22 protein-coding genes are annotated in these 25,621 nt (G+C 72.4%); 14 read left to right on the top strand and 8 right to left on the bottom strand.

Features of this window, described 5'->3' with window-relative positions:
• Positions 1-178: 178 nt before the first annotated feature.
• From thrB to D9753_RS11390, 10 genes are all read left to right on the top strand, one after another.
• Positions 179-1,096, top strand: coding sequence for a homoserine kinase (gene thrB / locus D9753_RS11435; RefSeq protein ID WP_121786918.1), 918 nt, complete (start codon positions 179-181; stop codon positions 1,094-1,096).
• A 422-nt stretch (positions 1,097-1,518) separates the two neighbouring features.
• Complete coding sequence (gene rho, locus D9753_RS11430; RefSeq protein WP_121786917.1) at positions 1,519-3,582, top strand: transcription termination factor Rho; 2,064 nt, start codon at positions 1,519-1,521, stop codon at positions 3,580-3,582.
• Between the two features lie 356 nt (positions 3,583-3,938).
• On the top strand, positions 3,939-5,072 hold the full coding sequence (locus D9753_RS11425; RefSeq protein WP_121786916.1) for an LCP family protein: 1,134 nt from the start codon (positions 3,939-3,941) through the stop codon (positions 5,070-5,072).
• A gap of 165 nt (positions 5,073-5,237) precedes the next feature.
• Positions 5,238-5,459: a 50S ribosomal protein L31 gene (rpmE, locus tag D9753_RS11420; RefSeq protein WP_015657814.1), complete on the top strand. Its 222-nt coding sequence runs from the start codon at positions 5,238-5,240 to the stop codon at positions 5,457-5,459.
• A gap of 106 nt (positions 5,460-5,565) precedes the next feature.
• Complete coding sequence (prfA, locus tag D9753_RS11415; protein WP_121786915.1) at positions 5,566-6,633, top strand: peptide chain release factor 1; 1,068 nt, start codon at positions 5,566-5,568, stop codon at positions 6,631-6,633.
• Between the two features lie 39 nt (positions 6,634-6,672).
• Positions 6,673-7,518, top strand: a complete 846-nt coding sequence (gene prmC / locus D9753_RS11410) for a peptide chain release factor N(5)-glutamine methyltransferase (protein ID WP_121786914.1) — start codon at positions 6,673-6,675, stop codon at positions 7,516-7,518.
• Between the two features lie 52 nt (positions 7,519-7,570).
• Positions 7,571-8,218 carry an L-threonylcarbamoyladenylate synthase gene (locus D9753_RS11405; RefSeq protein WP_121786913.1) on the top strand — a complete coding sequence of 216 codons (648 nt, stop codon included), beginning with the start codon at positions 7,571-7,573 and terminating at the stop codon, positions 8,216-8,218.
• Positions 8,215-8,892, top strand: coding sequence for an arsenate reductase/protein-tyrosine-phosphatase family protein (locus tag D9753_RS11400; RefSeq protein ID WP_121786912.1), 678 nt, complete (start codon positions 8,215-8,217; stop codon positions 8,890-8,892). The genes D9753_RS11405 and D9753_RS11400 overlap by 4 nt, the downstream gene beginning before the upstream one ends.
• 69 nt (positions 8,893-8,961) lie before the next feature.
• Positions 8,962-10,200: a serine hydroxymethyltransferase gene (locus D9753_RS11395; protein ID WP_121786911.1), complete on the top strand. Its 1,239-nt coding sequence runs from the start codon at positions 8,962-8,964 to the stop codon at positions 10,198-10,200.
• Positions 10,201-10,361: 161 nt separating this feature from the next.
• Positions 10,362-11,654, top strand: a complete 1,293-nt coding sequence (locus D9753_RS11390) for an MraY family glycosyltransferase (protein ID WP_121786910.1) — start codon at positions 10,362-10,364, stop codon at positions 11,652-11,654.
• A 49-nt stretch (positions 11,655-11,703) separates the two neighbouring features.
• Here the strand turns inward: D9753_RS11390 and D9753_RS11385 are convergent, their stop codons facing one another.
• Positions 11,704-12,705 carry a helix-turn-helix domain-containing protein gene (locus tag D9753_RS11385; RefSeq protein ID WP_121786909.1) on the bottom strand — a complete coding sequence of 334 codons (1,002 nt, stop codon included), beginning with the start codon at positions 12,703-12,705 and terminating at the stop codon, positions 11,704-11,706.
• A gap of 174 nt (positions 12,706-12,879) precedes the next feature.
• On the opposite strand from D9753_RS11385, the gene D9753_RS11380 reads away from it, so the two are divergent.
• From D9753_RS11380 to D9753_RS11375, 3 genes are all read left to right on the top strand, one after another.
• Complete coding sequence (locus D9753_RS11380) at positions 12,880-13,191, top strand: hypothetical protein (protein WP_121786908.1); 312 nt, start codon at positions 12,880-12,882, stop codon at positions 13,189-13,191.
• Positions 13,192-13,393: 202 nt separating this feature from the next.
• On the top strand, positions 13,394-13,567 hold the full coding sequence (locus D9753_RS36485) for a hypothetical protein (protein ID WP_163010673.1): 174 nt from the start codon (positions 13,394-13,396) through the stop codon (positions 13,565-13,567).
• 100 nt (positions 13,568-13,667) lie between these two features.
• On the top strand, positions 13,668-15,710 hold the full coding sequence (locus D9753_RS11375; RefSeq protein ID WP_163010672.1) for a BTAD domain-containing putative transcriptional regulator: 2,043 nt from the start codon (positions 13,668-13,670) through the stop codon (positions 15,708-15,710).
• A 52-nt stretch (positions 15,711-15,762) separates the two neighbouring features.
• On the opposite strand, the gene D9753_RS11370 is transcribed toward D9753_RS11375, so the two are convergent.
• On the bottom strand, positions 15,763-16,812 hold the full coding sequence (locus D9753_RS11370; protein ID WP_121786906.1) for an LLM class F420-dependent oxidoreductase: 1,050 nt from the start codon (positions 16,810-16,812) through the stop codon (positions 15,763-15,765).
• A gap of 38 nt (positions 16,813-16,850) precedes the next feature.
• Positions 16,851-18,485 (bottom strand): AMP-binding protein, encoded by a 1,635-nt coding sequence (locus tag D9753_RS11365; protein ID WP_121786905.1) that lies wholly within the window; start codon positions 18,483-18,485, stop codon positions 16,851-16,853.
• Between the two features lie 203 nt (positions 18,486-18,688).
• Between D9753_RS11365 and D9753_RS11360 the strand changes: the two genes are divergently transcribed.
• Complete coding sequence (locus tag D9753_RS11360; protein WP_121786904.1) at positions 18,689-19,849, top strand: CaiB/BaiF CoA transferase family protein; 1,161 nt, start codon at positions 18,689-18,691, stop codon at positions 19,847-19,849.
• A 55-nt stretch (positions 19,850-19,904) separates the two neighbouring features.
• Here the strand turns inward: D9753_RS11360 and D9753_RS11355 are convergent, their stop codons facing one another.
• The 5 genes from D9753_RS11355 to D9753_RS11335 all read right to left on the bottom strand — a co-directional run bounded on the left by D9753_RS11355 (position 19,905) and on the right by D9753_RS11335 (position 25,477).
• Positions 19,905-20,936, bottom strand: a complete 1,032-nt coding sequence (locus tag D9753_RS11355) for an ornithine cyclodeaminase (protein WP_121786903.1) — start codon at positions 20,934-20,936, stop codon at positions 19,905-19,907.
• Positions 20,933-21,982: a pyridoxal-phosphate dependent enzyme gene (locus D9753_RS11350; protein WP_121786902.1), complete on the bottom strand. Its 1,050-nt coding sequence runs from the start codon at positions 21,980-21,982 to the stop codon at positions 20,933-20,935. Before D9753_RS11350 ends, D9753_RS11355 begins: the two co-directional genes overlap by 4 nt.
• Positions 21,979-22,890 (bottom strand): oxygenase MpaB family protein, encoded by a 912-nt coding sequence (locus tag D9753_RS11345; protein WP_121786901.1) that lies wholly within the window; start codon positions 22,888-22,890, stop codon positions 21,979-21,981. The genes D9753_RS11350 and D9753_RS11345 overlap by 4 nt, the downstream gene beginning before the upstream one ends.
• A gap of 41 nt (positions 22,891-22,931) precedes the next feature.
• Positions 22,932-23,954 carry a terpene synthase family protein gene (locus tag D9753_RS11340; protein ID WP_121786900.1) on the bottom strand — a complete coding sequence of 341 codons (1,023 nt, stop codon included), beginning with the start codon at positions 23,952-23,954 and terminating at the stop codon, positions 22,932-22,934.
• A gap of 95 nt (positions 23,955-24,049) precedes the next feature.
• Entirely contained in the window at positions 24,050-25,477 is a 1,428-nt protein-coding gene (locus tag D9753_RS11335; RefSeq protein WP_121786899.1) for an aldehyde dehydrogenase family protein, read from the bottom strand.
• Positions 25,478-25,621 lie beyond the last annotated feature (144 nt).

The following is a 25,621-nucleotide window of genomic DNA, read 5'->3' as shown; positions in this document are numbered from 1 at the left end:
CTTCGATAGGCTGTATCCAACCCGCCCACCGCGCATGCCCTCGCGTGTGGCACGGCGCCGCGTCGTCTCCGCGGCCCGACGGGCCTTCGTACGTCAGTCATCGGCAGTCCACCGAATGACCATCGAATCCATCGAGCGTCATTCGACAGTCACGCAGCTCAAGGAGAGTCAACGAGCGATGGCCGGTCCAGCGTTCCGCGCCGCCGCCGTCCGGGTGCGCGTTCCCGCCACCAGCGCCAACCTCGGCCCCGGCTTCGACGCCCTGGGCCTCGCGCTGGGGCTCTACGACGACGTGGTCGTCCGGGTGGCCGACTCCGGGCTGCACATCGACATCGCGGGCGAGGGCGGCGAGACCCTCCCGCGGGACGAGAGCCACCTCCTCGTCCGCTCCCTGCGCACGGCTTTCGACCTGCTGGGCGGACAGCCCCGGGGCCTGGAGATCGTCTGCGCCAACCGCATCCCGCACGGGCGGGGCCTCGGTTCCTCCTCCGCCGCCATCTGCGCCGGCATCGTCGCCGCCCGTGCGGTGACCATAGGCGGCGAGGCCCGCCTGGACGACGCCGCGCTGCTGGAGCTGGCCACCGAGATCGAGGGCCACCCCGACAACGTGGCCGCGTGTCTGCTCGGCGGCTTCACCCTGTCCTGGATGGAGGCCGGCGCCGCCCGGGCCATCAGGATGGAGCCCCACCGTTCCATCGTTCCGGTGGTTTTCGTGCCCGGGAAGCCGGTCCTCACCGAGACCGCGCGCGGCCTGCTCCCGCGCTCCGTGCCGCACGTCGACGCCGCCGCCAACGCGGGCCGTGCGGCCCTGCTCGTCGAGGCGCTGACCCGGCGCCCCGAGCTGCTGCTGCCCGCCACCGAGGACCGTCTGCACCAGGAGTACCGCGCCCCGGCGATGCCGGACAGCGCGGCGCTGGTGGAGCGGCTGCGCGCCGACGGCGTCCCGGCCGTCATCTCCGGCGCCGGACCGACCGTCATGGCCCTCGCCGACGCCGGCACCGCCGACAAGGTGGAAGCCCTGGCCGGCGCCGAGTGGGCCGCCAACCGGCTGGACCTCGACGTTCAAGGAGCGAGCGTGCTGCCGCTTGCGCCCTGACACGCGGTTGCCGGATTACGAGAGGGGGAATGTTTGTTGGATCCGGTAGTGTTAATCTCAAGTCTGCACCCGACCTCACCATGGCGAGGTGCCTCGTGTCCCCGTCCGGGACAGACATTCTTCCGGGAGCCTCCCGCGCCACTCCGTGTTCCTTGCGCCGTACCTGGGCAGTACGTCGTATGCGAGCGCTGAGCGGGCCGCCGGTGGGGGTACCCCCTCTGGGGGAGCTCCGGAATCGGTGCGACCACGCCCCGTGACACTCGGTGCCACGGCTCGCGGAAGCGCCATCACCGCACATTTTCTTCCGCCGCTTTGGCGGACCACCGCCCCGGCACGGTTCACAGAAGACAGGACCGTAGCCGGACAGCACAACCGGTCGCCGAGCCAGACAGGCCGACGTCCGCTCCAGGGAAGGACCCTTCGTGAGCGACACCACCGATCTGATGGGCGCACGTGTCGAGGAGACCGCTGCCGCGCCCTCCACGGACGCCTCCGCGCCTGCCACCGGTGCCGGGTCCCGGCGGCGCCGCGGTACCGGCCTCGAGGGCATGGTGCTGGCCGAGCTTCAGCAGGTCGCCTCGGGCCTCGGTATCAGGGGCACCGCGCGGATGCGCAAGAGCCAGCTGATCGAGGTCATCAAGGAGGCGCAGGCCTCCGGGGGCGCCGCCCCCAAGGCCGAGACCGCCACCGAGACCAAGCCGAAGCGCCGGGCCACCTCCAAGGCCCGTACGGGCGACTCCGCCGAGAGCGCGGAGAAGAAGGCCGAGACCCGGTCCGAGGCGCCCGCCGACAAGGCCGTGGCCCAGCAGCAGATCGAGATCCCCGGCCAGCCCGCCGGGGGCCCCTCCCGCGCGAGCGAGGCCGAGCGCGGGGCGGACGACGCCCCGGTCGAGCGCCGTCGCCGCCGCGCCACCGCCGACGCGGGCAGCCCGGCCGGCAGCGGCGCCGACACCGTCGTCGCCGAGGCCAGGAGCGAGCCCAAGGCCGAGACGCCCGCGCAGCAGCAGTCGCAGCAGGGTGACGCCAAGGGCGACGCCGGTGACGGCGAGGGCCGTGGCCGCCGCGACCGCCGCGAGCGCGGCCGGGACCGCGACCGCGACCGCCGTGGCAAGGGCGACGAGCAGCAGCAGGGCCAGGGCGGCGGCCGTCAGGACCGCCAGGACCGCCAGGACCGTCAGCAGCCGGGCCAGCAGCAGGGCGGGGGCCGCCAGGACCGCGACCGCGACCGCCAGCAGCAGGACGACGACGACTTCGAGGGCGGCCGCCGCGGCCGTCGGGGCCGCTACCGTGACCGCCGTGGCCGCCGTGGCCGCGACGAGATCGCCGAGCCGCAGGTCACCGACGACGACGTGCTGATCCCCGTCGCCGGCATCCTGGACATCCTGGACAACTACGCGTTCATCCGGACCTCCGGCTACCTGCCCGGCCCGAACGACGTGTACGTCTCCCTCGCCCAGGTCCGCAAGAACGGCCTGCGCAAGGGCGACCACCTCACCGGCGCGGTCCGGCAGCCCAAGGAGGGCGAGCGCCGCGAGAAGTTCAACGCGCTGGTCCGCCTCGACTCCGTCAACGGCATGGCGCCCGAACACGGCCGTGGCCGCCCGGAGTTCAACAAGCTGACCCCGCTCTACCCGCAGGACCGCCTCCGCCTGGAGACCGACCCGGGCGTGCTGACGACCCGGATCATCGACCTCGTCGCGCCGATCGGCAAGGGCCAGCGCGGTCTGATCGTGGCCCCGCCGAAGACCGGCAAGACCATGATCATGCAGGCGATCGCCAACGCGATCACGCACAACAACCCCGAGTGCCACCTGATGGTCGTCCTTGTCGACGAGCGTCCGGAAGAGGTCACCGACATGCAGCGGTCGGTGAAGGGCGAGGTCATCTCCTCGACCTTCGACCGCCCGGCCGAGGACCACACCACGGTCGCCGAGCTGGCCATCGAGCGTGCCAAGCGTCTCGTGGAGCTGGGTCACGACGTCGTCGTGCTGCTCGACTCGATCACGCGTCTGGGCCGTGCGTACAACCTTGCCGCCCCGGCCTCCGGCCGCATCCTGTCCGGTGGTGTCGACTCGACGGCCCTCTACCCGCCGAAGCGCTTCTTCGGCGCGGCGCGGAACATCGAGGACGGCGGCTCGCTCACCATCCTCGCCACCGCGCTGGTGGACACCGGGTCCCGCATGGACGAGGTCATCTTCGAGGAGTTCAAGGGCACCGGCAACGCGGAGCTCAAGCTCGACCGGAAGCTCGCCGACAAGCGCATCTTCCCGGCGGTGGACGTCGACGCGTCCGGTACCCGTAAGGAAGAGATCCTGCTCGGCAGCGACGAGCTGGCCGTCACCTGGAAGCTGCGGCGGGTGCTGCACGCGCTGGACCAGCAGCAGGCCATCGAGCTGCTGCTGGACAAGATGAAGCAGACCAAGTCGAACGGCGAGTTCCTGATGCAGATCCAGAAGACGACGCCGACCCCGGGAAACGGTGACTGAACGTCCCCGCGTCCCTGAGCCGCACGAGCCCGCCCCCCGTCCCCATGTGGACGGGGGGCGGGCTCGTTGCACAGGGGGGAGGGCAGGGCGTGCGGCCCGAGATCTTTGCCACAGGAATCCGGGTGGGCCCGGATGTCCGGACGTACGGCCTCCGGCGCCGAAACCGCAGGTGAACCCGGTCGTCGGAAAATGAGTGACTACGCACAGCGACCCTTTCCGCACGCGGCGGGCACTCTGCGTTGTGCAACCCTTTTCCCGGTTTCTCCGTCTGACCCGGCGGAGCGACGATGGAGCGGTGAGAACCGCGCCTGACCCTGACAGCAGGGGGTAGCCGACCGACGAGACCGAGGAGCGCTGTGGCCGCCGAGAGCACGCCCGAGCCCGCCATAACCGAGCCGGGCACGACCGGACCGCGCCGCGGGGGCAAGGGCCGCCGCCGCAAGGCCCGCAGCACGCGCAGCAAGGCCGTGCTCGTGACGGCCTGGACGGCCGCGGGCGTGGTCGTGCTGGGCGGTGCCGGCGCCGGGTTCCTCTACTTCAAGCTCAACGGCAACATCCGCAGCGTCGACATCAACCAGGCTCTCGGCAGCGACCGGCCCACGAAGATCGACAACGGTTCCGAGAACATCCTCGTCCTCGGCTCGGACACCCGGGCGGGCAAGAACAAGAAGCTCGGCGGCGGCACGGACGACGGCAGCGCCCGCTCCGACACCGCGATGATCGTCCACGTGTACGAGGGCCACAAGCGGGCCGGCGTGGTCTCCATCCCCCGGGACACCCTCGTCGACCGTCCCCGGTGCACCGACACCAAGGGCGCCGAACACCCCGCCGCGTCCGCCGTGATGTTCAACGATGCGTACTCCACCGGGGGCGCCGCCTGCGCGGTGAAGACCGTCGAGTCCATCAGCGGCATCCGCATGGACCACTACCTGGAGGTCGACTTCAAGGGCTTCCAGAGGCTCATCGACGACCTCGGCGGGGTCCGGTTGACGACCACCAAGGCCATCAAGGACCCGCAGAGCCACCTGGACCTCAAGGCCGGCGCGCACACCCTGGACGGCGAGCAGGCGCTGGGTCTGGTCCGCACCCGGCACGGCGTGGGCGATGGTTCCGACCTGGGCCGCATCCAGCTCCAGCAGGCCTTCGTCAAGGCACTGATCGACCAGGTCAAGCACGTCGGCGTCTTCACGGACCCCAAGAAGCTGTTCGACCTCGCCGACACCGCCACCAAGGCCGTCACCACCGACTCCGACCTCGGCTCGGTCAACTCCCTGATGGACTTCGCGGGCGGCCTCAAGGGCGTCGACTCGTCGCACATGAAGATGGTCACGATGCCCGTCCGGTACGACCCGGCCAACCCCAACCGGGTCCTGCTGGAGCGGAACAAGGCCGCGCTGGTGTGGAACGCCCTGAAGAACGACCGGCCGATCCCCAAGGCCGCCACGGAAGGCACGGCCACGGGCGAGGCCACGGGCGTCGTGACCGGCTAGGCGCACCGCCGCACCCGGCCGCGCGCCGGCCCCAGGAATAGAACGACCGCACCCCCGGTTTGGGTGGATGGCCCCAGTCCTGGCAGACTGGTACGTCGGCTCCGGTTCACGCTCCCGCATCCCGCTGGCGGCGACCCGGCGCCCTCCCGAAATCTAGGAGACACCTTGAAGCGCGACATCCACCCCGAGTACGTCGAGACGCAGGTCAGCTGCACCTGTGGCGCGTCGTTCACCACCCGCAGCACCATCGAGTCCGGCACCATCCGGGCCGAGGTCTGCTCCGAGTGCCACCCGTTCTACACGGGCAAGCAGAAGATCCTCGACACCGGTGGCCGTGTGGCCCGCTTCGAGGCCCGCTTCGGCAAGGCCGCCGGCTCCAAGAAGTAGCGAGCCCCATTTCGCCGGTCCACGGTCACGCCCTCTCGCGGGGTGTGCCCGGGACCGGCGTTTTTGGTCGCCCGCCCTTTCCTTCACCGCAGTACAGGAGCCCAGAATGTTCGAGGCCGTCGAGGAACTCGTCGTCGAGCACGCCGACCTGGAGAAGACGCTCGCCGACCCGTCGGTCCACGCCGACCAGGCGAACGCGCGCAAGCTGAACAAGCGCTACGCCGAGCTGACCCCGATCGTCGCCACGTACCGCTCCTGGAAGCAGACCGGCGACGACGTGGAGACCGCGCGCGAGTTCGCGGCCGACGACCCCGACTTCGTCGCCGAGGTCAAGGACCTGGAGAAGCAGCGCGCGGAGCTGACCGAGAAGCTGCGGCTGCTGCTCGTCCCGCGCGATCCGAGTGACGACAAGGACGTCATTCTGGAGATCAAGGCGGGCGCCGGCGGTGACGAGTCGGCACTGTTCGCCGGTGACCTGCTGCGCATGTACCTGCGCTACGCCGAGCGCGTCGGCTGGAAGACCGAGATCATCGACGCCACCGAGTCCGAGCTGGGCGGCTACAAGGACGTCCAGGTCGCGGTGAAGGTCCGCGGGCAGTCCGAGCCCGGTCAGGGCGTGTGGGCCCGGCTGAAGTACGAGGGCGGCGTGCACCGCGTGCAGCGGGTGCCGGCCACCGAGTCGCAGGGCCGTATCCACACCTCCGCCGCCGGTGTCCTCGTCACGCCGGAGGCCGAGGAGGTCGACGTCGAGATCAACCCCAACGACCTGCGCATCGACGTGTACCGGTCCTCCGGCCCGGGCGGCCAGTCCGTCAACACCACCGACTCCGCCGTGCGGATCACGCACCTCCCCACCGGTGTCGTCGCCTCCTGTCAGAACGAGAAGAGCCAGCTCCAGAACAAGGAGCAGGCGCTGCGTATCCTGCGCTCCAGGCTGCTCGCGGCGGCGCAGGAGGAGGCCGAGCGGGAGGCCGCCGACGCCCGCCGCAGCCAGGTCCGCACCGTCGACCGCTCCGAGAAGATCCGCACCTACAACTTCGCGGAGAACCGGATCTCCGACCACCGCGTCGGCTTCAAGGCGTACAACCTGGACCAGGTCCTGGACGGCGACCTCGACGCGGTCATCCAGGCCTGCGTCGACGCAGACTCGGCGGCGAAGCTCGCCGCCGCGTAAGACCCGTACGCCCGCACGAGTACGACACGGAGGACTCGCGTGAACCTGCTGCTCGCAGAGGTGGCCCAGGCCACCCAGCGGCTGGCCGACGCCGGCGTGCCCTCGCCGCGCAATGACGCGGAGGAGCTGGCCGCGTTCGTGCACGGCGTGAAGCGCGGCGCCCTCCACTCCGTGAAGGACAGCGACTTCGACGCCCGGTACTGGGAGGTCATCGCCCGGCGCGAGCAGCGCGAGCCGCTCCAGCACATCACCGGGCGGGCGTACTTCCGGTACCTGGAGCTCCAGGTCGGGCCCGGGGTGTTCGTGCCCCGGCCCGAGACGGAGTCCGTGGTCGGCTGGGCCATAGACGCCGTACGCGCCATGGACGTCGTCGAGCCGTGCATCGTCGACCTGTGCACCGGCTCCGGCGCCATCGCGCTGGCCCTCGCCCAGGAGGTGCCGCGCTCCCGCGTCCACGCCGTGGAACTGTCCGAGGACGCCCTGGTGTGGACGCGCAAGAACGTGTCCGGGTCGCGGGTCGACCTGCGCCAGGGTGACGCCCTCGCGGCCTTCCCCGACCTGGACGGCCAGGTCGACCTGGTCATCTCCAACCCGCCGTACATCCCGCTCACCGAATGGGAGTACGTCGCCCCGGAGGCCCGCGACTACGACCCGGAGCTGGCCCTGTTCTCCGGTGAGGACGGACTCGACCTCATCCGGGGCATCGAACGCACCGCGCACCGGCTGCTGCGCCCGGGCGGCGTCGTCGTGATCGAGCACGCCGACACCCAGGGCGGCCAGGTGCCGTGGATCTTCACCGAGGAGCGGGGCTGGGCCGACGCGGCCGACCACCCCGACCTCAACAACCGCCCCCGCTTCGCCACCGCCCGCAAGGCGCTGCCGTGAGCACCCCGCAGACCCCCACCCCGCAGTACGTGTACGAGGAGGCCAGCTAGTTATGGCACGGCGATACGACACCAACGACGCGACCGACCGCGTGACGGGTCTGCGCGAGGCAGCGTCCGCCGTCCGCCGGGGCGAGCTGGTGGTGCTGCCGACCGACACGGTGTACGGGATCGGCGCCGACGCGTTCTCCTCGGAGGCCGTCAGCGACCTGCTCGCCGCCAAGGGCCGGGGCCGGAACATGCCCACTCCCGTCCTCATCGGCTCCCCGAACACCCTGCACGGCCTCGTCACGGACTTCTCGGAGCTGGCCTGGGAACTGGTCGACGCGTTCTGGCCGGGCGCCCTGACGCTCGTCGCCAGGCACCAGCCGTCCCTCCAGTGGGACCTCGGCGACACCCGCGGCACGGTCGCCGTGCGCATGCCGCTGCACCCGGTCGCCATCGAGCTGCTCACCGAGGTCGGTCCGATGGCCGTGTCCTCCGCCAACCTCACCGGTCACCCGGCGCCGGAGAACTGTGACGCCGCCCAGCAGATGCTCGGCGACTCCGTCTCCGTCTACCTCGACGGCGGCCCCACCCCGGGCAACGTGCCGTCGTCCATCGTGGACGTCTCCCGCGAGGTGCCGCTGCTGCTGCGCCAGGGCGCGATCTCCCCGGACGAGCTGCGCAAGGTGGTACCCGATCTCGAGGTGGCGAATTGACGGCCCCTGAAGCGGGGCGTGGCATAGGCGGCGGGGGTTACAGCGCGGAGGAGACGACGACGTTCGGGTTTCCGCGCGACACCTTCCGCATCCTCCATGTCAGCACCGGCAACGTGTGCCGCTCACCCATCACCGAGCGGCTGACCCGCCACTTCGTCGCGGAGCGGCTCGGCGTACTGGGCGGCGGGCTGATCGTGGAGAGCGCGGGCACCTGGGGCCACGAGGGCGCGTCCATGGAGTCCCACGCGGAGACGGTGCTGGCCGAGTTCGGCGCGGACACCTCCGGCTTCGTCGGCCGGGAGCTGCTGGACGAACACGTGATCATGGCAGACCTGGTCCTGACCGCGACCCGCGACCACCGCGCCCAGGTCATCTCCATGGGCCATTCGGCCGGGCTGCGCACCTTCACCCTCAAGGAGTTCACCCGCCTGGTCCGCGCCATAGACCCCACCACGCTGCCGCCGCTGGAGGACGGGGTGGTGGCGCGGGCGCGGGCGTTGGTGCGGGCGGCGGCGGCGCTGCGCGGCTGGCTGCTGGCCCCGACGGCGGAGGCGGACGAGGTCTACGACCCGTACGGCGCCCCCCTGACGTTCTTCCGCTCGATCGGCGACGAGATACGGGACGCCCTGGACCCGGTGGTCACTGCGCTGACGGGAGTACCGGCGCGCGCGTGACGGTCGCGCGTTCGCCGGGGGGCGGGCCTACATTGGGGGTACGTCACCGTCGACCGCCCGGAGTCCGTCATGTCGGTCACCACCGTCCATGAGACCGATGCCCTGCGGCGGCAGGATCCGGCGATGGCCGAGATCCTGCTGGGGGAGCTTCAGCGGCAGTCGACGACGCTCCAGTTGATCGCGGCAGAGAACTACTGCTCGCCGGCGGTGCTGGCCGCTCTCGGCTCGGCGCTCGCCAACAAGTACGCCGAGGGGTATCCCGGCGCCCGGCACCACGGCGGCTGCGAGATCGTCGACGTCGCCGAACGCGCCGCCGTGGACCGGGCCAGGGCCCTGTTCGGCGCCGAGCACGCCAACGTGCAGTCCCACTCCGGCTCCTCGGCCGTGCTGGCGGCCTACGCGGCCCTGCTGCGCCCCGGTGACACCGTGCTCGCCCTCGGCCTGCCCCACGGCGGCCACCTCACCCACGGCTCACCGGCGAACTTCTCCGGCCGCTGGTTCGACTTCGTCGGCTACGGCGTCGACGCCGAGACCGGCCTGATCGACCACGACCAGGTGCGCCACCTGGCCCGCAACCACCGGCCCAAGGCCATCGTGTGCGGCTCCATCGCCTACCCCCGCCACATCGACTACGCCTTCTTCCGCGAGGTCGCCGACGAGGTCGGGGCCTATCTGATCGCCGACGCCGCGCATCCGATCGGGCTGGTCGCCGGCGGGGCGGCGCCGAACCCGGTGCCGTACGCGGACATCGTGTGCGCGACCACCCACAAGGTGCTGCGCGGCCCGCGCGGCGGGATGATCCTGTGCGCTGCCGAGCTGGCCCAGCGCGTGGACCGGGCCGTCTTCCCCTTCACCCAGGGCGGCGCCCAGATGCACACCGTCGCCGCCAAGGCCGTCGCGTTCGGTGAGGCGGCCACGCCGGCGTTCGCCGCGTACGCCCGTCAGGTGGTCGCCAACGCGCGCGTGCTCGCCGGGCACCTGGCCGCGGAGGGGCTGGCCGTCACCACCGGCGGCACGGACACCCACCTGATCACCGCGGACCCGGCCCCGCTCGGCGTGGACGGCCGCACCGCGCGCGGCCGGCTGCTCGCGGCCGGCCTGGTGCTGGACTGCTGCGCGCTGCCGCACGGTGACGACCGCGGGCTGCGCCTGGGTACGGCCGCCGTGACCACGCAGGGCATGGGCGAGGCGGAGATGGTGCGGATCGCGGCGCTGCTGGCGGCTGTGCTGCGCGGCGGTACGGAGCCGGCCGCGGCCCGGGAGGAGGTGCGCGCACTCACCGGTGAGTTCCCGCCGTATCCCGGCTGACCGGGGGCCGGTACCGTCCCGTACATCCCGGTGTGGACCCCTGTGGACCGTGGCGCACAGCCACCCGTGCAACCATCGCCGCTACCCGGCAGTCCTCATCCATGCGCCCGCGACGCTAGGGTGTGAGGCTGAGATGGCCAGTGAGACTAGTGGGGAAGCCCGTGCGTGAATACCTGCTGACGCTCTGCATCACGGCCGCGGTGACGTATCTGCTGACAGGGCCGGTACGGAAGTTCGCGATCGTGGCCGGGGCGATGCCGGAGATCCGGGCCCGTGACGTGCACCGGGAACCCACTCCGCGGCTCGGCGGTATCGCCATGTTCTTCGGCCTGTGCGCGGGTCTGCTGGTCGCGGACCACCTGACCAACCTCAACGAGGTCTTCGCCAAGTCCAACGAGCCCCGGGCGCTGCTCTCCGGTGCCGCCCTGATCTGGCTGATCGGCGTCCTGGACGACAAGTTCGAGATCGACGCGCTGATCAAGCTGGGCGGTCAGATGATCGCCGCGGGCGTGATGGTCATGCAGGGGCTGACGATCCTGTGGCTGCCCATCCCGGGTGTCGGCAACGTCGCCCTGACCCAGTGGCAGGGCACGCTCCTGACGGTCGCGCTGGTCGTGATCACGATCAACGCGGTGAACTTCGTGGACGGCCTGGACGGTCTCGCGGCCGGCATGGTGTGCATCGCGGCGGCGGCGTTCTTCCTGTACGCCTACCGGATCTGGTACTCGTACGGCATCGAGTCCGCGGCGCCGGCGACCCTCTTCGCGGCGATCCTGATGGGTATGTGCCTGGGCTTCCTGCCGCACAACATGCATCCGGCGCGGATCTTCATGGGCGACTCGGGCTCGATGCTGATCGGCCTGGTGCTGTCGGCGGGCGCGATCTCGATCACCGGCCAGGTCGACCCGGACGCGCTCGCGCTCTTCACCGGCTCGGAGAAGGCGGCGGTCCACCAGACGGTCCCGGTCTACATCCCGCTGCTGCTGCCGCTGACGATCATCGCCGTACCCGCCGCGGACCTGGTCCTGGCGATCGTCCGCCGCACCTGGCGCGGTCAGTCGCCGTTCGCCGCCGACCGCGGCCATTTGCACCACCGCCTGCTGGAGATCGGCCACTCGCACAGCCGGGCCGTGCTGATCATGTACTTCTGGTCGGGGCTGATCGGCTTCGGGGCGCTGGCGTACTCCGTCAACTCGGCGTCGATGTGGATCGTGCTGGGTGTGGTGTTCCTCAGCGCGGTGGGTCTGGCGCTGCTGCTGCTCCCGCGCTTCAGGCCGCGGGCCCCGCGTTGGGCCGAGCGGTTCCTGCCGCCGCGCTACCGCCGTCGGCCGGTACCGCAGGTGCCCGATGCCGGTGTGCCGGCGGGCGGCGTGGTGCGCGAGTGCCACGGGGCCACCGCGCTCCGCGAACAGGAGCTGGTGCCGGACCGGGGGCGCGCGGCCGACGGGCAGTAGCCCGCCACGCTCGGACCGGCTGCCCGTCGCCGGGACACCGGGACGTTCCCTACGCGTCCGGCTGCTCGGGGAGCCAGCCGATCTGGACCGCCTTGGCTCCGGCCTGGAAGCGGCTGCGGGCGCCCAGTCTGGTCATCAGGGTGTTGGCGATCCGGCGCGCGGTCCGGGGCGAGACGCCGAGCCGCTTGGCGATCGTCTCGTCGGTGTGACCCTGGTAGAGGAACGCCAGGGCCTGGCTCTCCTGAGGGGTGAGCCCACGCATGTCGGGCTTGGGCGCGGCACTCAGCGGGGTCGCGGTGGCCCAGACGGTCTCGAAGAGGGCGCACAGCGCTGCCAGCGTGCCCTCACCGGTGATGACCACGGCTCCGTCGCCGGAACTCTCGGCGTTGGCGGAGATCACCGCGCACTCGCGGTCGGTGATGATCATGCGTACCGGCAGGGAGGGGGCCGTACGCACCTTTCCGCCGCGTTCGGCGAGCCATTCGGCGTAGGCCTGGGTGTGGGGGCTGTTGCGCACGCTGTCCAGATAGACGGTGCGCATCCTCACCCCGCGGTCGAGCAGCAGCTCGTCCAGGGGCTGCGCCGCGCGCAGGCTCGCCTCCGAGTGGGCGCCGTTCGGCGCGAAGCACAGGACCTCGTCGCGGACCTTGCGTGTCATCGTCGCTAGCTGTTCCCGCACGGCCTCGACGCCGGACAGGATATTGCCGTTGACGGCGGCCGCCTGCAGGCGCATGTCCGCGTACTGGGCCATGAGCTCCGCCGCCGCCGCTCTGGACGCCTCGACCCTCGATTGGTGAACCGCCAATTCCGCTTGCTGTCTCGCCAGCAGAATCTCCAGTCCGAGATCCGGGGACACCACCCGCGGACTTTCTGATTCCGCATTCTGCGGGTGGATCAGCGCAAGTTCGCTCAGCGCGTCGAGGCTGTCGCGGATTTCCTGCTCCGGCAGGCCGGTCAGCCGGGTGAGAGATGCGATTCCCGCCTCTGGATTGGCAAGCATGCACCTATACACTGCTTCAGCCGCGGTGTCCAGGCCCAGCAGCTCCAGCATCGGCGAATCTCCTCGAGGTATCGGCGGCTGTGGCTGATCATGACACGATAAGGGCGCGTTGCGGTAGCCAATTGATGGCCGCTTTGTTCCATGGCCCAAAGCGGCGAACCCGCAGGCTTGTTCAGTCAGCCGGACACTCGAAATAGTCGGGACATGCATCTCATTCATGTTCAAATGCGCGCCTCTCGTCCGCTGGGGATTCCCGACGGTCTCACCGACTGGCTCCTGGCCGCGAGCCGGCCGGACGACGCCCTCGAGCACGTCAGTGTCCATGCCCTGGCCGACGGAACCCTCACCCTGGGCCTCTTCCACGCCGTGGCCGGGCTGCGCGACGCCGAGCGCAGTGCTCTGCGCCTCGCGCTGCAGGTGGTGAACGCCGGGCCGCTGCGGGGCTGCCGGCTGCAGTCCTGTGGCGGAGTGCTCATCCCGCGGTACCACGACGCGCTCATGGACGGGTCCGAGGGCGGCGACGCCTCCCCGGCCTGAGGCGCTCCGTCTTGGGTGTGTACGCGTCATGAATGGCCCGTCCCGCGGGGGATGCATTCGGTGGCCTGCTGGACGGAACCGGACGGGGACGCTTCCGTCCAGCGGTAAAGCCTTCAACTACGGCGGGCGACGCGCGAGGGTGAAGTCACGTCAGCAAAGACGTGAGCCGGCAGACAGCCGGAGCTTCATTCAGGGGGATTTCATGAACCGCGCCGTGCGCCGCCTTGTGACCGTTTCCGCTGTGCTTTTCGCCCTCCTTGGTGCCGGGGCCGCCACCGCTTCCGCGGATGAGGAGGTGTCGCCGACCGCCGTGGTCCACGCGGTCACGGGAACGACGCTTCCGGTCGACCCGAACGAATCCATGGTGTGGGACTGACGGCAGGAATCATGCATTCCGCTCAGCCCGGGTCGCCGGTCCGCACAGTACCCGGCCCACTCGGGTTGCCCGACGAAACAGGAAGGGGGCCGGAAAGGTCATGCCGCCGATCACACACCGAGATATAGCCACCATCGTCCGGACCGCGCGCGTCCGGCGGGGAGTCAGCCAGCGGGCGGTCGCCGAGAGATCGGGGCTCAGTCTGCGCACGCTCCGCGAGATCGAACAGGGCCGCGTGCGCGCACCCCGGGCCAGCTCCCTGCAGCGGCTCGCCGAAGTCCTCGACGAGCCCGTGCTGTGTCCCGACCCCGGGCCGGCCGAGTCCGGCCCGGCCGCGCACGCCGCCCAGGAGCCGCTCGCCCTGCAGATCCTCGGCAGGCTCGCGGTACGCAGGGGACCGGCCGAGGTGACCGCGGGCACGCCGAAGCAGCAGAGCCTGCTGGGCCTGCTGGCGCTGCGCGCGAACCAGCCGGTCGACCGCGACGAGATCACCAACGTCCTGTGGGGCGACGACATACCCGACTCCTTCGGACAGCTAATCCACACGTACGTCTACCGGATACGCCAGCTTCTGGGGACGCATGCGGGCGGCGAGGCCACTCCCGCCCTGCTCGTGCGCCGCTCCAGCGGCTACGAACTGATCGTCTCCCAGGAGACCCACCTGGACCTGCTGTGGTTCCGCCGGTGCGTCCGGCTCGCCGGGCAGGCCCGCGAGGCGGAGCAGCCGGAGCGTGAGACCGCCCTGCTCGAAGAGGCCCTGACCCTGTGGCGCGGACTCGTGCTGGAGGGCATGGGGGCCGGGCTGACGGACCACCCCGTCGCCGCGGAGGCCCTCCACCAGCGCGTCACGTCAGCGCTGCGGCTCGCCGACCTCGTGCTGCCGCGGGGGCGGTACGAGGACGTCATCGACCACCTGGGGCCCATCGCCCGGGACAACCCCGTCCACGAGGGGGTGCACGCACGGCTCGTCACCGCGCTGGCCGGTTCGGGCCAGCGGGCCACCGCGCTGGAGGTGTTCGCCGCGGTCGACCGGCGGCTGCGCAACGACAGCGGCATCGGCGCGGGAGACGAACTGCGCCGGGCCCAGTCGGCCATCCTGCGCACGGACGAGGAGGCGGCGCCGCGTCCCGCAGCCCGCCGCCCGGCGGGTGAGCCGGTGCGCCCCTTCCAGATGCCGCCCGGCATCCGTGACTATGTGGACCGGCCGGAACAGCAGCGGATCCTGCACCACCTGACCGGGCGCGGTCCGCAGGTCGCCTTCGGCGCCGCGCCCATCGCCGCGCTGTACGGACCGGTCGGCGTGGGCAAGTCCATCCTGGCCGCCCGGGTGGCGGCCTCCTCCCGGCCCACGTTCCGCGACGGCGTGCTGCACGGGGAACTGGACTCGGCCGCCCCCGGCGAGGTGCGGCTGCTGCTGGGACGCTTCCTGACCGCGCTGGGCGTGCCCGGCGAGGCCCTGCCGGAGTCGCTGCCCGCCCGCACCTCGCTCTACCGGAATCTGCTGGCCAAGCGGCAGTTGCTGGTCGTCCTCGACGGCGCGCCCGGTGAGCAGGCCGTCCGGCCGTTCGTGCCGGGCGGGGTCAGCAGCGCGCTGCTGGTGTGCAGCCGGGAGCCGCTGTCCGGGCTGGAGGGCGCCCGGCACTTCCGGATCACCCCGTTCGACGCCGACCAGGCGGCTGCGCTGCTGGCGTCCGTGACCGGGGAGGGCAGGGTGCGCGCCGAGCGTGGTGCGGCCGACCGCATCACCGCGCTGTGCGGCGGGCTGCCGCTGGCGGTGCGGGTCGCCGGTATGCGGCTGGCGGCGCGTCCGCACTGGCCGCTGTCCCGGCTGGCGGAGCGCCTGGAGGACCCGCGTCAGCGGCTCGACGAACTGGTCATGGGCGACCTGGACGTGGCCGGGCGGATCACCCGCGCCCTGCCGGAGACCGGGAGCACACTGGGTGACGCCGTGTCGCGGCTGGTCAGCAGCGCCGCGTCGTTCACCATCGCCGCCACCGCCGGGCTGCTCGGCTGCTCCCCCCGCGAGGCGGAGGACGTCCTTGAGGCCCTGGTGGACCGTCAGGTCCTGGAGGGGCCGGCGCGCTCCGGCGGGGAGTACGCTTTCCTGCCCCTGACCCGGCTGGCCGCACAGCGCAGGGAGTAGGGCCGGAAGAGCGACAGCGGGCGGCACGGGCATCGGGCGAGCCGTCACCGGCTCAGCCGCACAGCTCCTTCACCCGGGCCACCAGGTCCGCCTCGGTCTGCCACTCGCCGGCGACCGGGGCGACCTCCAGGTGGGTCACGCCGGCCTCGCGGTAGGCGGCGATGCGGTCCTTCACGTACGACTCGGGGCCGCACAGCGTGGTGGCCTCCAGCAGGGCCGCCGGCACGGCCGCGGCGGCCGCCCCGCGCTCACCGCGCAGGAACAGCGACTGGATCGCCGCGGCCTCGCGGGCGAAGCCGTAGCGGCAGACGAGGTCGTAGTAGAAGTTGTGGCCGGGCGCTCCCATGCCGCCGATGAACAGCGCCAGCCGGTCCCGCGCCCGCTCACGGTGCCGGGCCGCGTCGGCACCGAGGGCCAGGACACCGCCTGCGGAGACCATCAGCGGTGCCCGGCCGGGATCGCGGGCCGCGCCACCGGCCCTGAGGTCCTCGCCCCAGACGCGGTCGCACCACTCCGGCACGAAGAACATGGGCAGCCACCCGTCGGCTGTCTCGGCCGTCATCCGCACATTGCGCGGACCGAGGGCGGCCACCCACACCGGCACCTCCGGCCGCACCGGCGGCGTGAGCAGCCGCATCGGCGTACCCAGCCCGGTCGCGCCGGAGGCGCCGGCGGGCAGCGGGAGCCGGACCGTCGAGCCGTCGTACGCGACCGGTTCGCCGCGCCGCCAGAAGGCGCGCATCACCTCGATGGTCTCCCGGGTACGGGCCACGGGGGACCGGTAGGGCACACCGTGCATCCCCTCCACGACCTGCGGGCCGGAGGCGCCCAGGCCGAGATGGGCGCGGCCCCCGGAGAGGGCGTCGACCCCGGCGGCCGTCATCGCCAGCAGGGCGGGCGTACGGGTGTAGACCGACAGGATTCCCGAACCGATCTCCACCCGGCTGGTGCGGGCGGCGATCGCGCCCATGAAGCTGGGCGCGTCGAAGCCGTACGCCTCGGGCACCCAGATCAGGTCGAGGCCGGCCCGTTCCAGCGCGGTGACGTCACGGGCCGCCCGGACGATGTCGCCGTCGTAGCGTAGCTGCATCGAGATCTTCATGCTGTCCTCGCGTCCTAGTGGGGCTCGTGGGGCCGCGGTCAGCCGCGGGCCGCGGCGACGGGGCGGGTCGTCAGGGGCCGCAGCAGGCCGGCCACGGCCAGTTCCCGGACCCGGAAGCGCTGGACCTTCCCCGAGGAGGTGAGCGGAAGGTCCCCGGCGAGGTACAGGGCGGCGGGCACCATGTGCGGCGGCAGGCGCCGCGCGCACTCGGCGAGCACCCGGCCGGCGTCGGGATCCGGCCCGTCCGCGGCGGGTTGCAGGACGGCGGCCACGACCTCGCCGTACTTCTCGTCCGGGACGCCGACGACGACGGCGTCCCGGACCTCCGGCACCGTGCACAGCAGTTCCTCGATGGCGGCGGGCGAGATGTTCTCGCCGCCCCGGATGATCAGGTCGTCGAGGCGCCCGGCGACCCGCAGCGTGCCGTCCGCGCCCATCGAGCCGAGGTCCCCGGTGTGCAGCCAGCCGTCCGCGTCGACCTTGCGGGCGGTGGCCTCCTCGTCGCCGTGGTAGCCGAGCATCCGCTGGTACCCGCGGGCGCAGATCTCGCCCTGGACTCCGAGCGGCTGTACCTCCCCGGTGCCGGGGTCGACGATCCGCACCTCGGCGTGCGGCAGCGGCCGGCCCACCGTGGTGGTCTTCAGCTCGGCGGAGTCCTCCGGCCGGGTCAGGGTCAGCACGGAGGCCAGCTCCGTCTGCCCGTACAGGTTGAAGACGGTCGTGGAGAACAACTCCTCCGTCTCGCGGATGAGCTGGGCACGCACCGGTGCGGCACCGGTGAGCACCGCGGAGAGCACCGGCCGCGGTTCCCGGCCGGCGGCCACCTCGCACAGTGCCGTCAGCACCGTCGGCACGCTGGTGAGCAGGGCGCCCGGCCGCTCCCGCAACACCTCCAGCAGGGCCAGCGGGTGGAAGCGCTCCAGCAGGACGAACGTCCCGCCGCTCCACAGCGGTCCCAGGGTGGAGATGACGCAGCCCGCGGTGTGGAACATCGGCAGCGGGGAGACCACGGTGACGCCGCGCGCGACACCGAGCCCCTCGAAGGTGAGACGGGCGACGTTGACCACCGCGCGGTGGGACAGCAGGACCGCCTTGGGCGTCCCCGTGGTCCCCGAGGTGAACTGCAACTGGGCCGGGACCGCGCGGACCTCCTCGTCCGACGGCAGCGGACCGCTCGCCCGGAGTGTGTCCCAGGCCCCGAAGGGCACGATGTGGCGCAGGCCGGGCAGCCGCGGGGCGACCTCGCGGACGACCGCGGCCATGTCGTGGTCGCGGCTGCGCTCGGCGTGCACCAGCAGTACGGCGCCGGAGGCCCGGAGCGCGTGCTCCAGACCGTCGGGGCGCAGCGCCGGGTTCAGCGTCACCAGGGTGACGCCGGCCAGCGCCGCGGCGTAGGCGAACACCGGCCAGCGGGCCACGTTCGGTGCCCAGACGGCCACCTTGTCGCCGACGTCCACGCGCTGCAGCAGGCCGGCCGCGACGGACTCCGCCTCCGCGAGCAGTTCGCGGTAGGTCCACTGCTGCCGGGGCCCGCCGCCGTCGGGCACGCTCACCAGGGCGACGGTGTCCGGATGGGCGGCCACCGCCTCACGCAGCAGTGCGCCGACGGACCGGTCGAAGAGGGGGACGGAGCGGTCCGCGGACCAGGACGACACTGCGGGTCCGGAGGGCATGAACGGGCTCCTTTTTGGGAGGGCGGCACATTCGGCCGGTGACGGCACACATTCTCGGAAAACATTCGGCTCCGGGGGCGGCCCATCGGAAAGGGGCAGGAAAACATCCAGGCTCGCTCCAGTTCCGCATTTGTCCCGCTGTATACGGTGCACCGACCGGCGGATTTCTCACCGGCGTACTCGGAACCTGCTTGGGGGTTTTCATGACACGGAATCTGACGGGCGGCTGGCCCGGATTGTCGGGCCTGCGGGTCCTGGACCTGTCACGGCTGCTCCCCGGGGGATTCGCGACGTCGATGATGGCCGACCTGGGCGCGGACGTCGTCAAGGTCGAGGACCCGCACCGGGGGGACTACGGGCGGCTCGTGGACCCGGACGCCTTCGCCGCGCTCAACCGCAACAAGCGCTCGGTCGTGCTCGACCTGCGCACGGAGGAGGGGCGCGCGGACCTGCTGCGGCTGGTCGGCGACAGCGACGTCGTCGTGGAGAGCCACCGGCCCGGCGTGCTGGCGGCCTCGGGTCTGGGGTACGACCGGATGCGGGCCGCCAACCCCCGCATCGTGCTCTGCTCGATCACCGGTTACGGGCAGACCGGGCCGTACGCGCAGCGGCCGGGCCACGACCTCAACTTCCTCGCCCTGTCGGGCTTCTTCGCCGTACCGCATCGCACGACGGGCCGGGCGGACCGGGTGGGCGTGCGGGTGGCGGACCTGGCCGGCGCCATGTACGCGGCGTACGCCACCGTCGTCGCCGCTTTCGCGGCCCGCGACACGGGCGAGGGCCAGCACCTCGACGTCTCCCTGCACGAGGCGGCAGCGGCCTGGTGCGGACCGTTCGCGCTGCCGTTGCTCGAACGGGCGGAGCCGGTGGACAGCCCACTGGTCACCGGGGACAACGACGTCTTCACGGTCGCCGACGGCCGCCGGATCGCCCTCGCCACCTTCGAGGACAAGTTCTGGGTGACCTTCCGGCGCGCCCTGGCACCGCATTTCCCCGCCCTGGACGACGACTCCTACGACCGGCGCCCTGCCCGCACCCGGGCCAAGCACGAGGTGGCGAAGCTGCTGGCCGACGTGTTCGCACAGCGCGACTTCGCCTGGTGGACCTCGGTCCTGTCCGGTCTGGACATCCCGTGGGCACCGGTGTACGAGTCCGCCGAGGAACTGCTGACGGACCCGCACACGGCCGAGCGGGACCTGGTGGGCACGCTGCCGGGCTCCGCCGCCGACCGGCCGCGCCGCCAGGTGCGGTTCCCGGTGCGGTTCGGCGCGGGGCTGGACTCGCTGCGCGCGGCGGCCCCGGCGCACGGGGAGCACACGGCCGAGGTGCTGGCCCGGCCTGGTGAGCCGTCCGGCGGGCGGTGAGCGGACGAGGGGGGCCGGTGCCCGCCCACGCGGGAGGGGCACCGGCCCGTCGGCGTCAGTGCGGCAGCGCCAGACCGAGGCCCAGCGCGACCGCCCGGTCGCGGACCGCCGCGGCCACGGCGATGTCGTGCACGCCCATGCCGAACGGGTTGACCACCACCCGGTCCGCGGCACCGACCGTCCCCGTGAACGCACCCGACACCAGCGCCGGCAGGGTGGCGTCGACGCTCCGGCCGCCGTGCGGGGCCGGCTCTCCCGGGCCGGCGATCCGGCCGGACCGGGCGAGCTTCCCGAGCAGCCGGTGTTCGTCCTCGGCGACCAGCTTCCAGTCGTCGACGAACAGCGCGTCGCAGCCCAGCAGCAGGCTCTCCGCGGCGTCGTCGAGCGAGACGTTGACGAACAGCGCGCCCTCGGGCAGCCAGTCCAGCTCGACGTACGGCTCGGTCGTCGTCGTCACCGCCACGACCAGCCGCGCCCGGCCGGCGGCCTCCTGTGCGTCCGCGGCGACGGTGACGCTCAGCCGCGGTGCCGACGAGCCGAGTGCGGCGGCCAGCCGGTGCGCGCGGTCCGGGTCCTGGTCGTACAGGACGACCTCGGACAGCGCCGGGCAGGTCCGCAGGAGCAGTTCCAGGTGCACCTGAGCCTGCCGGCCGCAGCCGAGGAAGGCCGCCTCGGTGACCTCCGCGGGATCCCGCAGGGCGCGCACCGCGGCCAGCGACACGCCCGCGGTGCGCAGGGCGCTGATCAGGCCGCCCTCCATCACCCAGGTGGGCCGGGCGGTCTCCGGGTCGTTGAGGACGACCAGTCCGGCGGCGCGGGGCAGGCCGAGGCGGTGGTTGCCCAGCGACGCGTTGATGATCTTGCAGCCGTAGGCGTCGCCGGACCAGCCGGGCAGGATCAGGCTGCGGGCGGCGGCACCGGCGGGCGTCGTCCAGCGCAGCGCCGCCTCGGGCGTCAGCCCGGCCGCCCGGCGGTGCACGGCCCGCAGGGTGTCCGCGACGATGTCGACGACCGGCAGGCCGGCGCAGACGGTGGCCACGTCCGCGCTGCCGAGATAGGTGATCGGGGGCGTGGGGGAGTCGGTCATGGCAGGGGTGTCTCCTGTGCGTGGGGGGTGCCGGCGCGGGCCCGGCCCAGGGCGTCGAGGGCCGTGGCGACGTCCGGCGACGCGGTCGTCCCCACCCGTGCCGCGGTCTCGGTCAGGGGGTACTTCTCGCCGCTGTCCGGGCACACGCAGGCCACCTCGCGCAGCGCGGGGTCCGCCGCGGCCCGGACGACCGCGGCCAGCACGGCGGCCCCCGCGCTCCCGCCCAGCGACAGTCCGGTGGCCCGCTGCAGCAGCACACAGGCCGCCGCGGCGTCCTCGTCACGCACCCGGACGACGTCGTCGACGTGGTGCGGGCGCACGAAGCCGGACGGGCGGCCGGAGCCGAATCCGGCGAGTTTGCACGGCCGTTCCGCCACCGGGCCGCCCAGCGCGGCCGAGCCCACGGCGTCGACGGCGATCACACGAGCGGTGGGCAGGTGGTCCCGGAAGAACTGGGCGACCCCGGCGAGCGTGCCACCGGTGGAGACCGCCACGGCGACCGCGTCGTACGAGCCGTTCGGCGCCTGACGCACCAGCTCGGCTGCGGTCCGGCTCTCGTGCACGCCGGGGTTGGCGGCGCTGTGGTACTGGTCCGTCCACACGGCGGTGGGGTCCCGGCGCAGCAGGTCATCGACCACCCGCAGCCGGGCGTCGAGCGTCCGACCGCCGGGCACGTCCGGTACGACGACGACGTCGGCGCCCAGCTCCCGCATGCGGGCGACGCTGCCGTGCGGGGTGCTCGGCTCGACGACCAGGGTGCAGGCGTAGCCCCGCGCCGCGCACAGACCGGCGAGCGCTACGCCGAGATTGCCGGAAGTGGACTCCACCACCCGGTTCCCCGGGCCCAGCCGCCCGGTCGCCTCCAGGGCGTCCAGCAGTGCCTCCGCCGTGCGGGCCTTGATCGAGCCGAAGGGGTTGTCCCACTCCAGCTTCAGCCACAGGCGCAGCGAGCCTCCCCGTACGGGCACGCGGACCGGCACCAGGGGTGTGCCGCCGATCCGGCCCGGCGGGCGCTCCACGGCCGCCGGGGCGTTGAACGAGGTCATGAGTGATCGTTTCCTGCCGTCGTGAGCGGCTCGGTCCGTGAGTCCGCGGTCTGCCGGGTGACGTGATCGGGGCCGATGTCGCCGATGCGGTAGCCGTGGGGATAGCCCGGATAGGTCCGGGCGGTCGGCCGGGTCATCAGCCGCGCCATCAGGGCCGGCGCCAGCCGTTCGGCCGCCGCGTGCCCGCGCAGCCCCAGGGTGTTCAGGCCGCGCGCCCGCCACGTCGGCTCCGGCATGCCGAGAGCCTGCCGCGCCGGCGTGTCCAGGCGGCAGGGCAGGGTGGCGGCCACCGCGTCGCTCACCGGACGCGGATACCAGGAGGCGTACAGGCGGAGGATGTGACCACCGACGCGTCGGTTGCTCGCCGCCGGGTGGAAGTGCTCCTTCTCGTACTCCCGGTTGAACCGCTCGAAGGCGTCGACGTCGGTGGGCAGGTCGCGGATGTTCATCCGCCGGCCCACTTCCGTGTAGAAGTAGAACGCCGCCAGCCGCTCGGTCTCGCTGACCGGGCGCCACGCCCAGCGGTCGATCCACCGGATCGGCTCGAAGACGAAGGTGGACAGCACGTAGAGCATGTCGTCGTTGTCGATGGAGAAGCGGCGGTGTGCCTGGTTGATCTGCCGAAGGGCCTGCCGGCCGCGCTCGGAGTCGTATCCGCCCCGGACCATCTCCCCCAGCAGAATGCGTGTGTCGTCGTACCGCTTCTGCGCGCGCAGCGCGAATTCACCGCTGCCGTCCAGCATTCCGGAGATGCTGGGCACGCAGCAGGTGCGCCAGATGGCCACCTCCAATCCCCGGCCGTAGTCCCAGGGGAATTCGCGGTCGGAGGATATTCGGTGGATGGTTTCGTGGTCGGTCTTCGGGTCGAGCCCTTGCAGGTGTTTCAGGGTCGCGTACCGGTCTCGCATTCACGTACCTCGATCGTGAGTGATCGGCATGGGTCGGGCCGCTACAGCGGGGTCGAGCCGGTGGCCGAGACCACCTCGGGCCGTGTCGGGTCGAACCGGCCGGTCTCGTAGCGCCACTGGAGCTGGCCGCTGAGCCAGCTACGCAGGCCCTCGATGTGGTGACTCAGCGACGCCCGCCCGGCGGGGGACAGATCGGCCGCCAGGACGGGGCCCGGGAAGGACCGGCTCAGCTCGGTGAACCGGTCGAAGCGCTCCTGGACCATCGCGCCGACCGCGTCGACCGAGGTCTGCAGGTCGCAGCCGTGCTCGTGCCGGTGGACCAGCACGAGGTTGTGCGGGTCGCCGAGCAGCGCCTCCTTCTCGCAGGAGAAGAGGTCGTTGGTCCACAGGTCGGCGTCGGAGAGCGCCTGGTTCATCTCGGTGAACTCGGGCAGCCGGTAGATCTCCTCGGGCACCTCGGCGTGCGTGGTCACCTCGATCAGGTCCAGGTACGGCATCAGGGCCCGGCCCCGGTGGTCGATGTACTCGGCGACGCTCGGCACCCGGCCGGTCAGCCGGTTCCGGGCCTCCCACACGCAGGTGTCGAAGAACGCCCCGATGTGCCCGGCGAACCGGGCGCGCCAGGTGGCGGACGTGTACGGCGCGGTGCGCCGCCACAGATCCGCGTAGGCCGGGCGGAACACCCGGCTGAGGGAGGCCTCCACCGGGGCGGGTGGCCGCTCGGGCACGGTGCCGTCGGCCGGGAGCCAGCCGAGGACCTCGTCGCACACCCGGCGCAGCCGGTCGGGATCCTGGCCCAGTTGGGTCTCGTCGAACTGGTCGTCCAGGACGAGCATGCAGCTGATCCAGTCGGTCACCAGGGCGAGTTCCCTCTCCCCGGAGTCGGGATAGGCCCGGGACATCAGCGTCCCGAGCAGCGACCGCGCGTGGTGGTCGCGGGAGGCCTGGTCGGGGACCAGGCCGAAGCGGTCGACGAAGGCACGGGTGCTCTGCTCGACGCTGTCGGTGAACGGGCTGATCCGTGCGGGGAAGTCGGAACGGAGGGGCGGCATGCTGAGGGTCATCTGGCATCCGTGGTGGTCGTCGTTGTCGTGTGCCGCCTCGGCTTCGCCTTCGGCGGGGTCGGTCTCCCGCCCGCACCGCCCGTGCGGGGGGCGGTTCAGGCCGGCAACTGGAGGGACTTGGTGTCCTGGAACTCGCGGATGCCGTGTGCGCCCAGCTCGCGGCCGACGCCGGACATGCCGTAACCGCCGAAGGGGGCCGCCGGGTTGAAGGCCGCGTCGTTGATGTCGACCTGGCCGGCGCGCAGCCGGCGGGCGACGGCCGTGGCCCGGTCCGGGTCGGCGGACCAGACGGTCGCCGCCAGTCCGTAGGGCGTGGAGTTCGCCAGGCGCACGGCGTCCGCCTCGTCGTCGAAGGGCAGGACGACGAGGACGGGCCCGAAGACCTCCTCCTGGGCGAGCGGGGCGTCGGCCGGTACGCCGGTCCACGCGCCGGCCGCCACGTAGTGGCCCCGGGCGGGGACCTCGTCCTGTGGCGAGCCGGCCACCCGGCGGGCACCGCCGGCCTCGGCGGCGCGCACGTGCTCCAGGACCCGGTCCCGCTGGGCCCGCGAGACCAGCGGACCGAGCCGGCAGCCGGGGTCGGCCGGGTCGCCCGGCACGTACCCGGCCAGGACCGACCGCACCACGTCCACCGCCTCGTCCGTCCGGGACCGCGGGACGAGCAGCCTGCTGCGGGCGGAGCAGGTCTGCCCGGCGTTGTGCAGGGCGGAGCGCACCCCGTCGGTGACGGCCGTGGCGAGGTCGGCGTCCGGCAGCACCACCGTGGCCGACTTGCCGCCCAGCTCCAGGCAGACCCGCTTGACGCCGCCGCCCGCGACCGAGCCGACCTCCCGGCCCGCGCGCAGCGACCCGGTGAAGGACACCACGTCGACGCCGGCGTCGGCGGCCAGCGCGCGGCCGGCCTCCGTGCCGCGGCCCGGCACCAGGTTGAACACGCCGGGCGGCAGGCCCAGGCCGTCGATCAGGGTGGTGAGGAAATAGGCGGAAAGCGGGGCGAGTTCACTGGGCTTGAGCACCACTGTGCACCCGGCGGCCAGCGCGGCCCCCACCTTGGCGATCACCTGGTGCAGCGGATAGTTCCACGGCGTGATCGCGCCCACCACCCCGGCCGGCTCCCGCACGACCAGTGAGTGCCCGACGCGTTCCTCGCCCGGGTCCGCCGTCAGCGCCTCGGCGAAGCCCTCCAGCACCTTCAGGGGCAGGCCCGCCTGCACGCGCCGCGAGAAGGTGAGAGGGGAGCCCATCTCCCGGGTGATCAGCCGGGCCATGTCCTCGTGGTGCTCGGCGAGGGCGTCGCGCAGCGCCAGCAGCACCCCGGCGCGGGCGGCCGGGTCCGTCGCGGCCCAGCCGGCACCCGCCGCACCGGCCGCGGCCACGGCACGCCGAACGTCCGCCGCACCGCACGCCGGCACCCGGCCGATCTCCGTTTCGGTGGCCGGATTCTCGACCGGCAGCGTCTCCCGGGTCTCCGGAGCGGTCCAACGCCCGTTCAGATAAACCGAGCCAAGTGGCAGTGAATCCATGTCTGGCGAAAAAACCCTTCATGCGTCGGGGCGAGCATCAGGCATGTCAAACCCTCGCCCAACCGACGCACAGAGGACTGGAGGCAACCTGAATGGGCAACTGCCTCCGGGCCGGCTTCCCCGGCCATCCGAAGAATTTTGTGG

This window comes from Streptomyces dangxiongensis, from assembly GCF_003675325.1.
GTDB lineage: Bacteria > Actinomycetota > Actinomycetes > Streptomycetales > Streptomycetaceae > Streptomyces > Streptomyces dangxiongensis.
The sequence above is the reverse complement of the archived record's forward strand: the minus strand, read 5'-3'. Positions and strand labels throughout refer to the sequence as shown.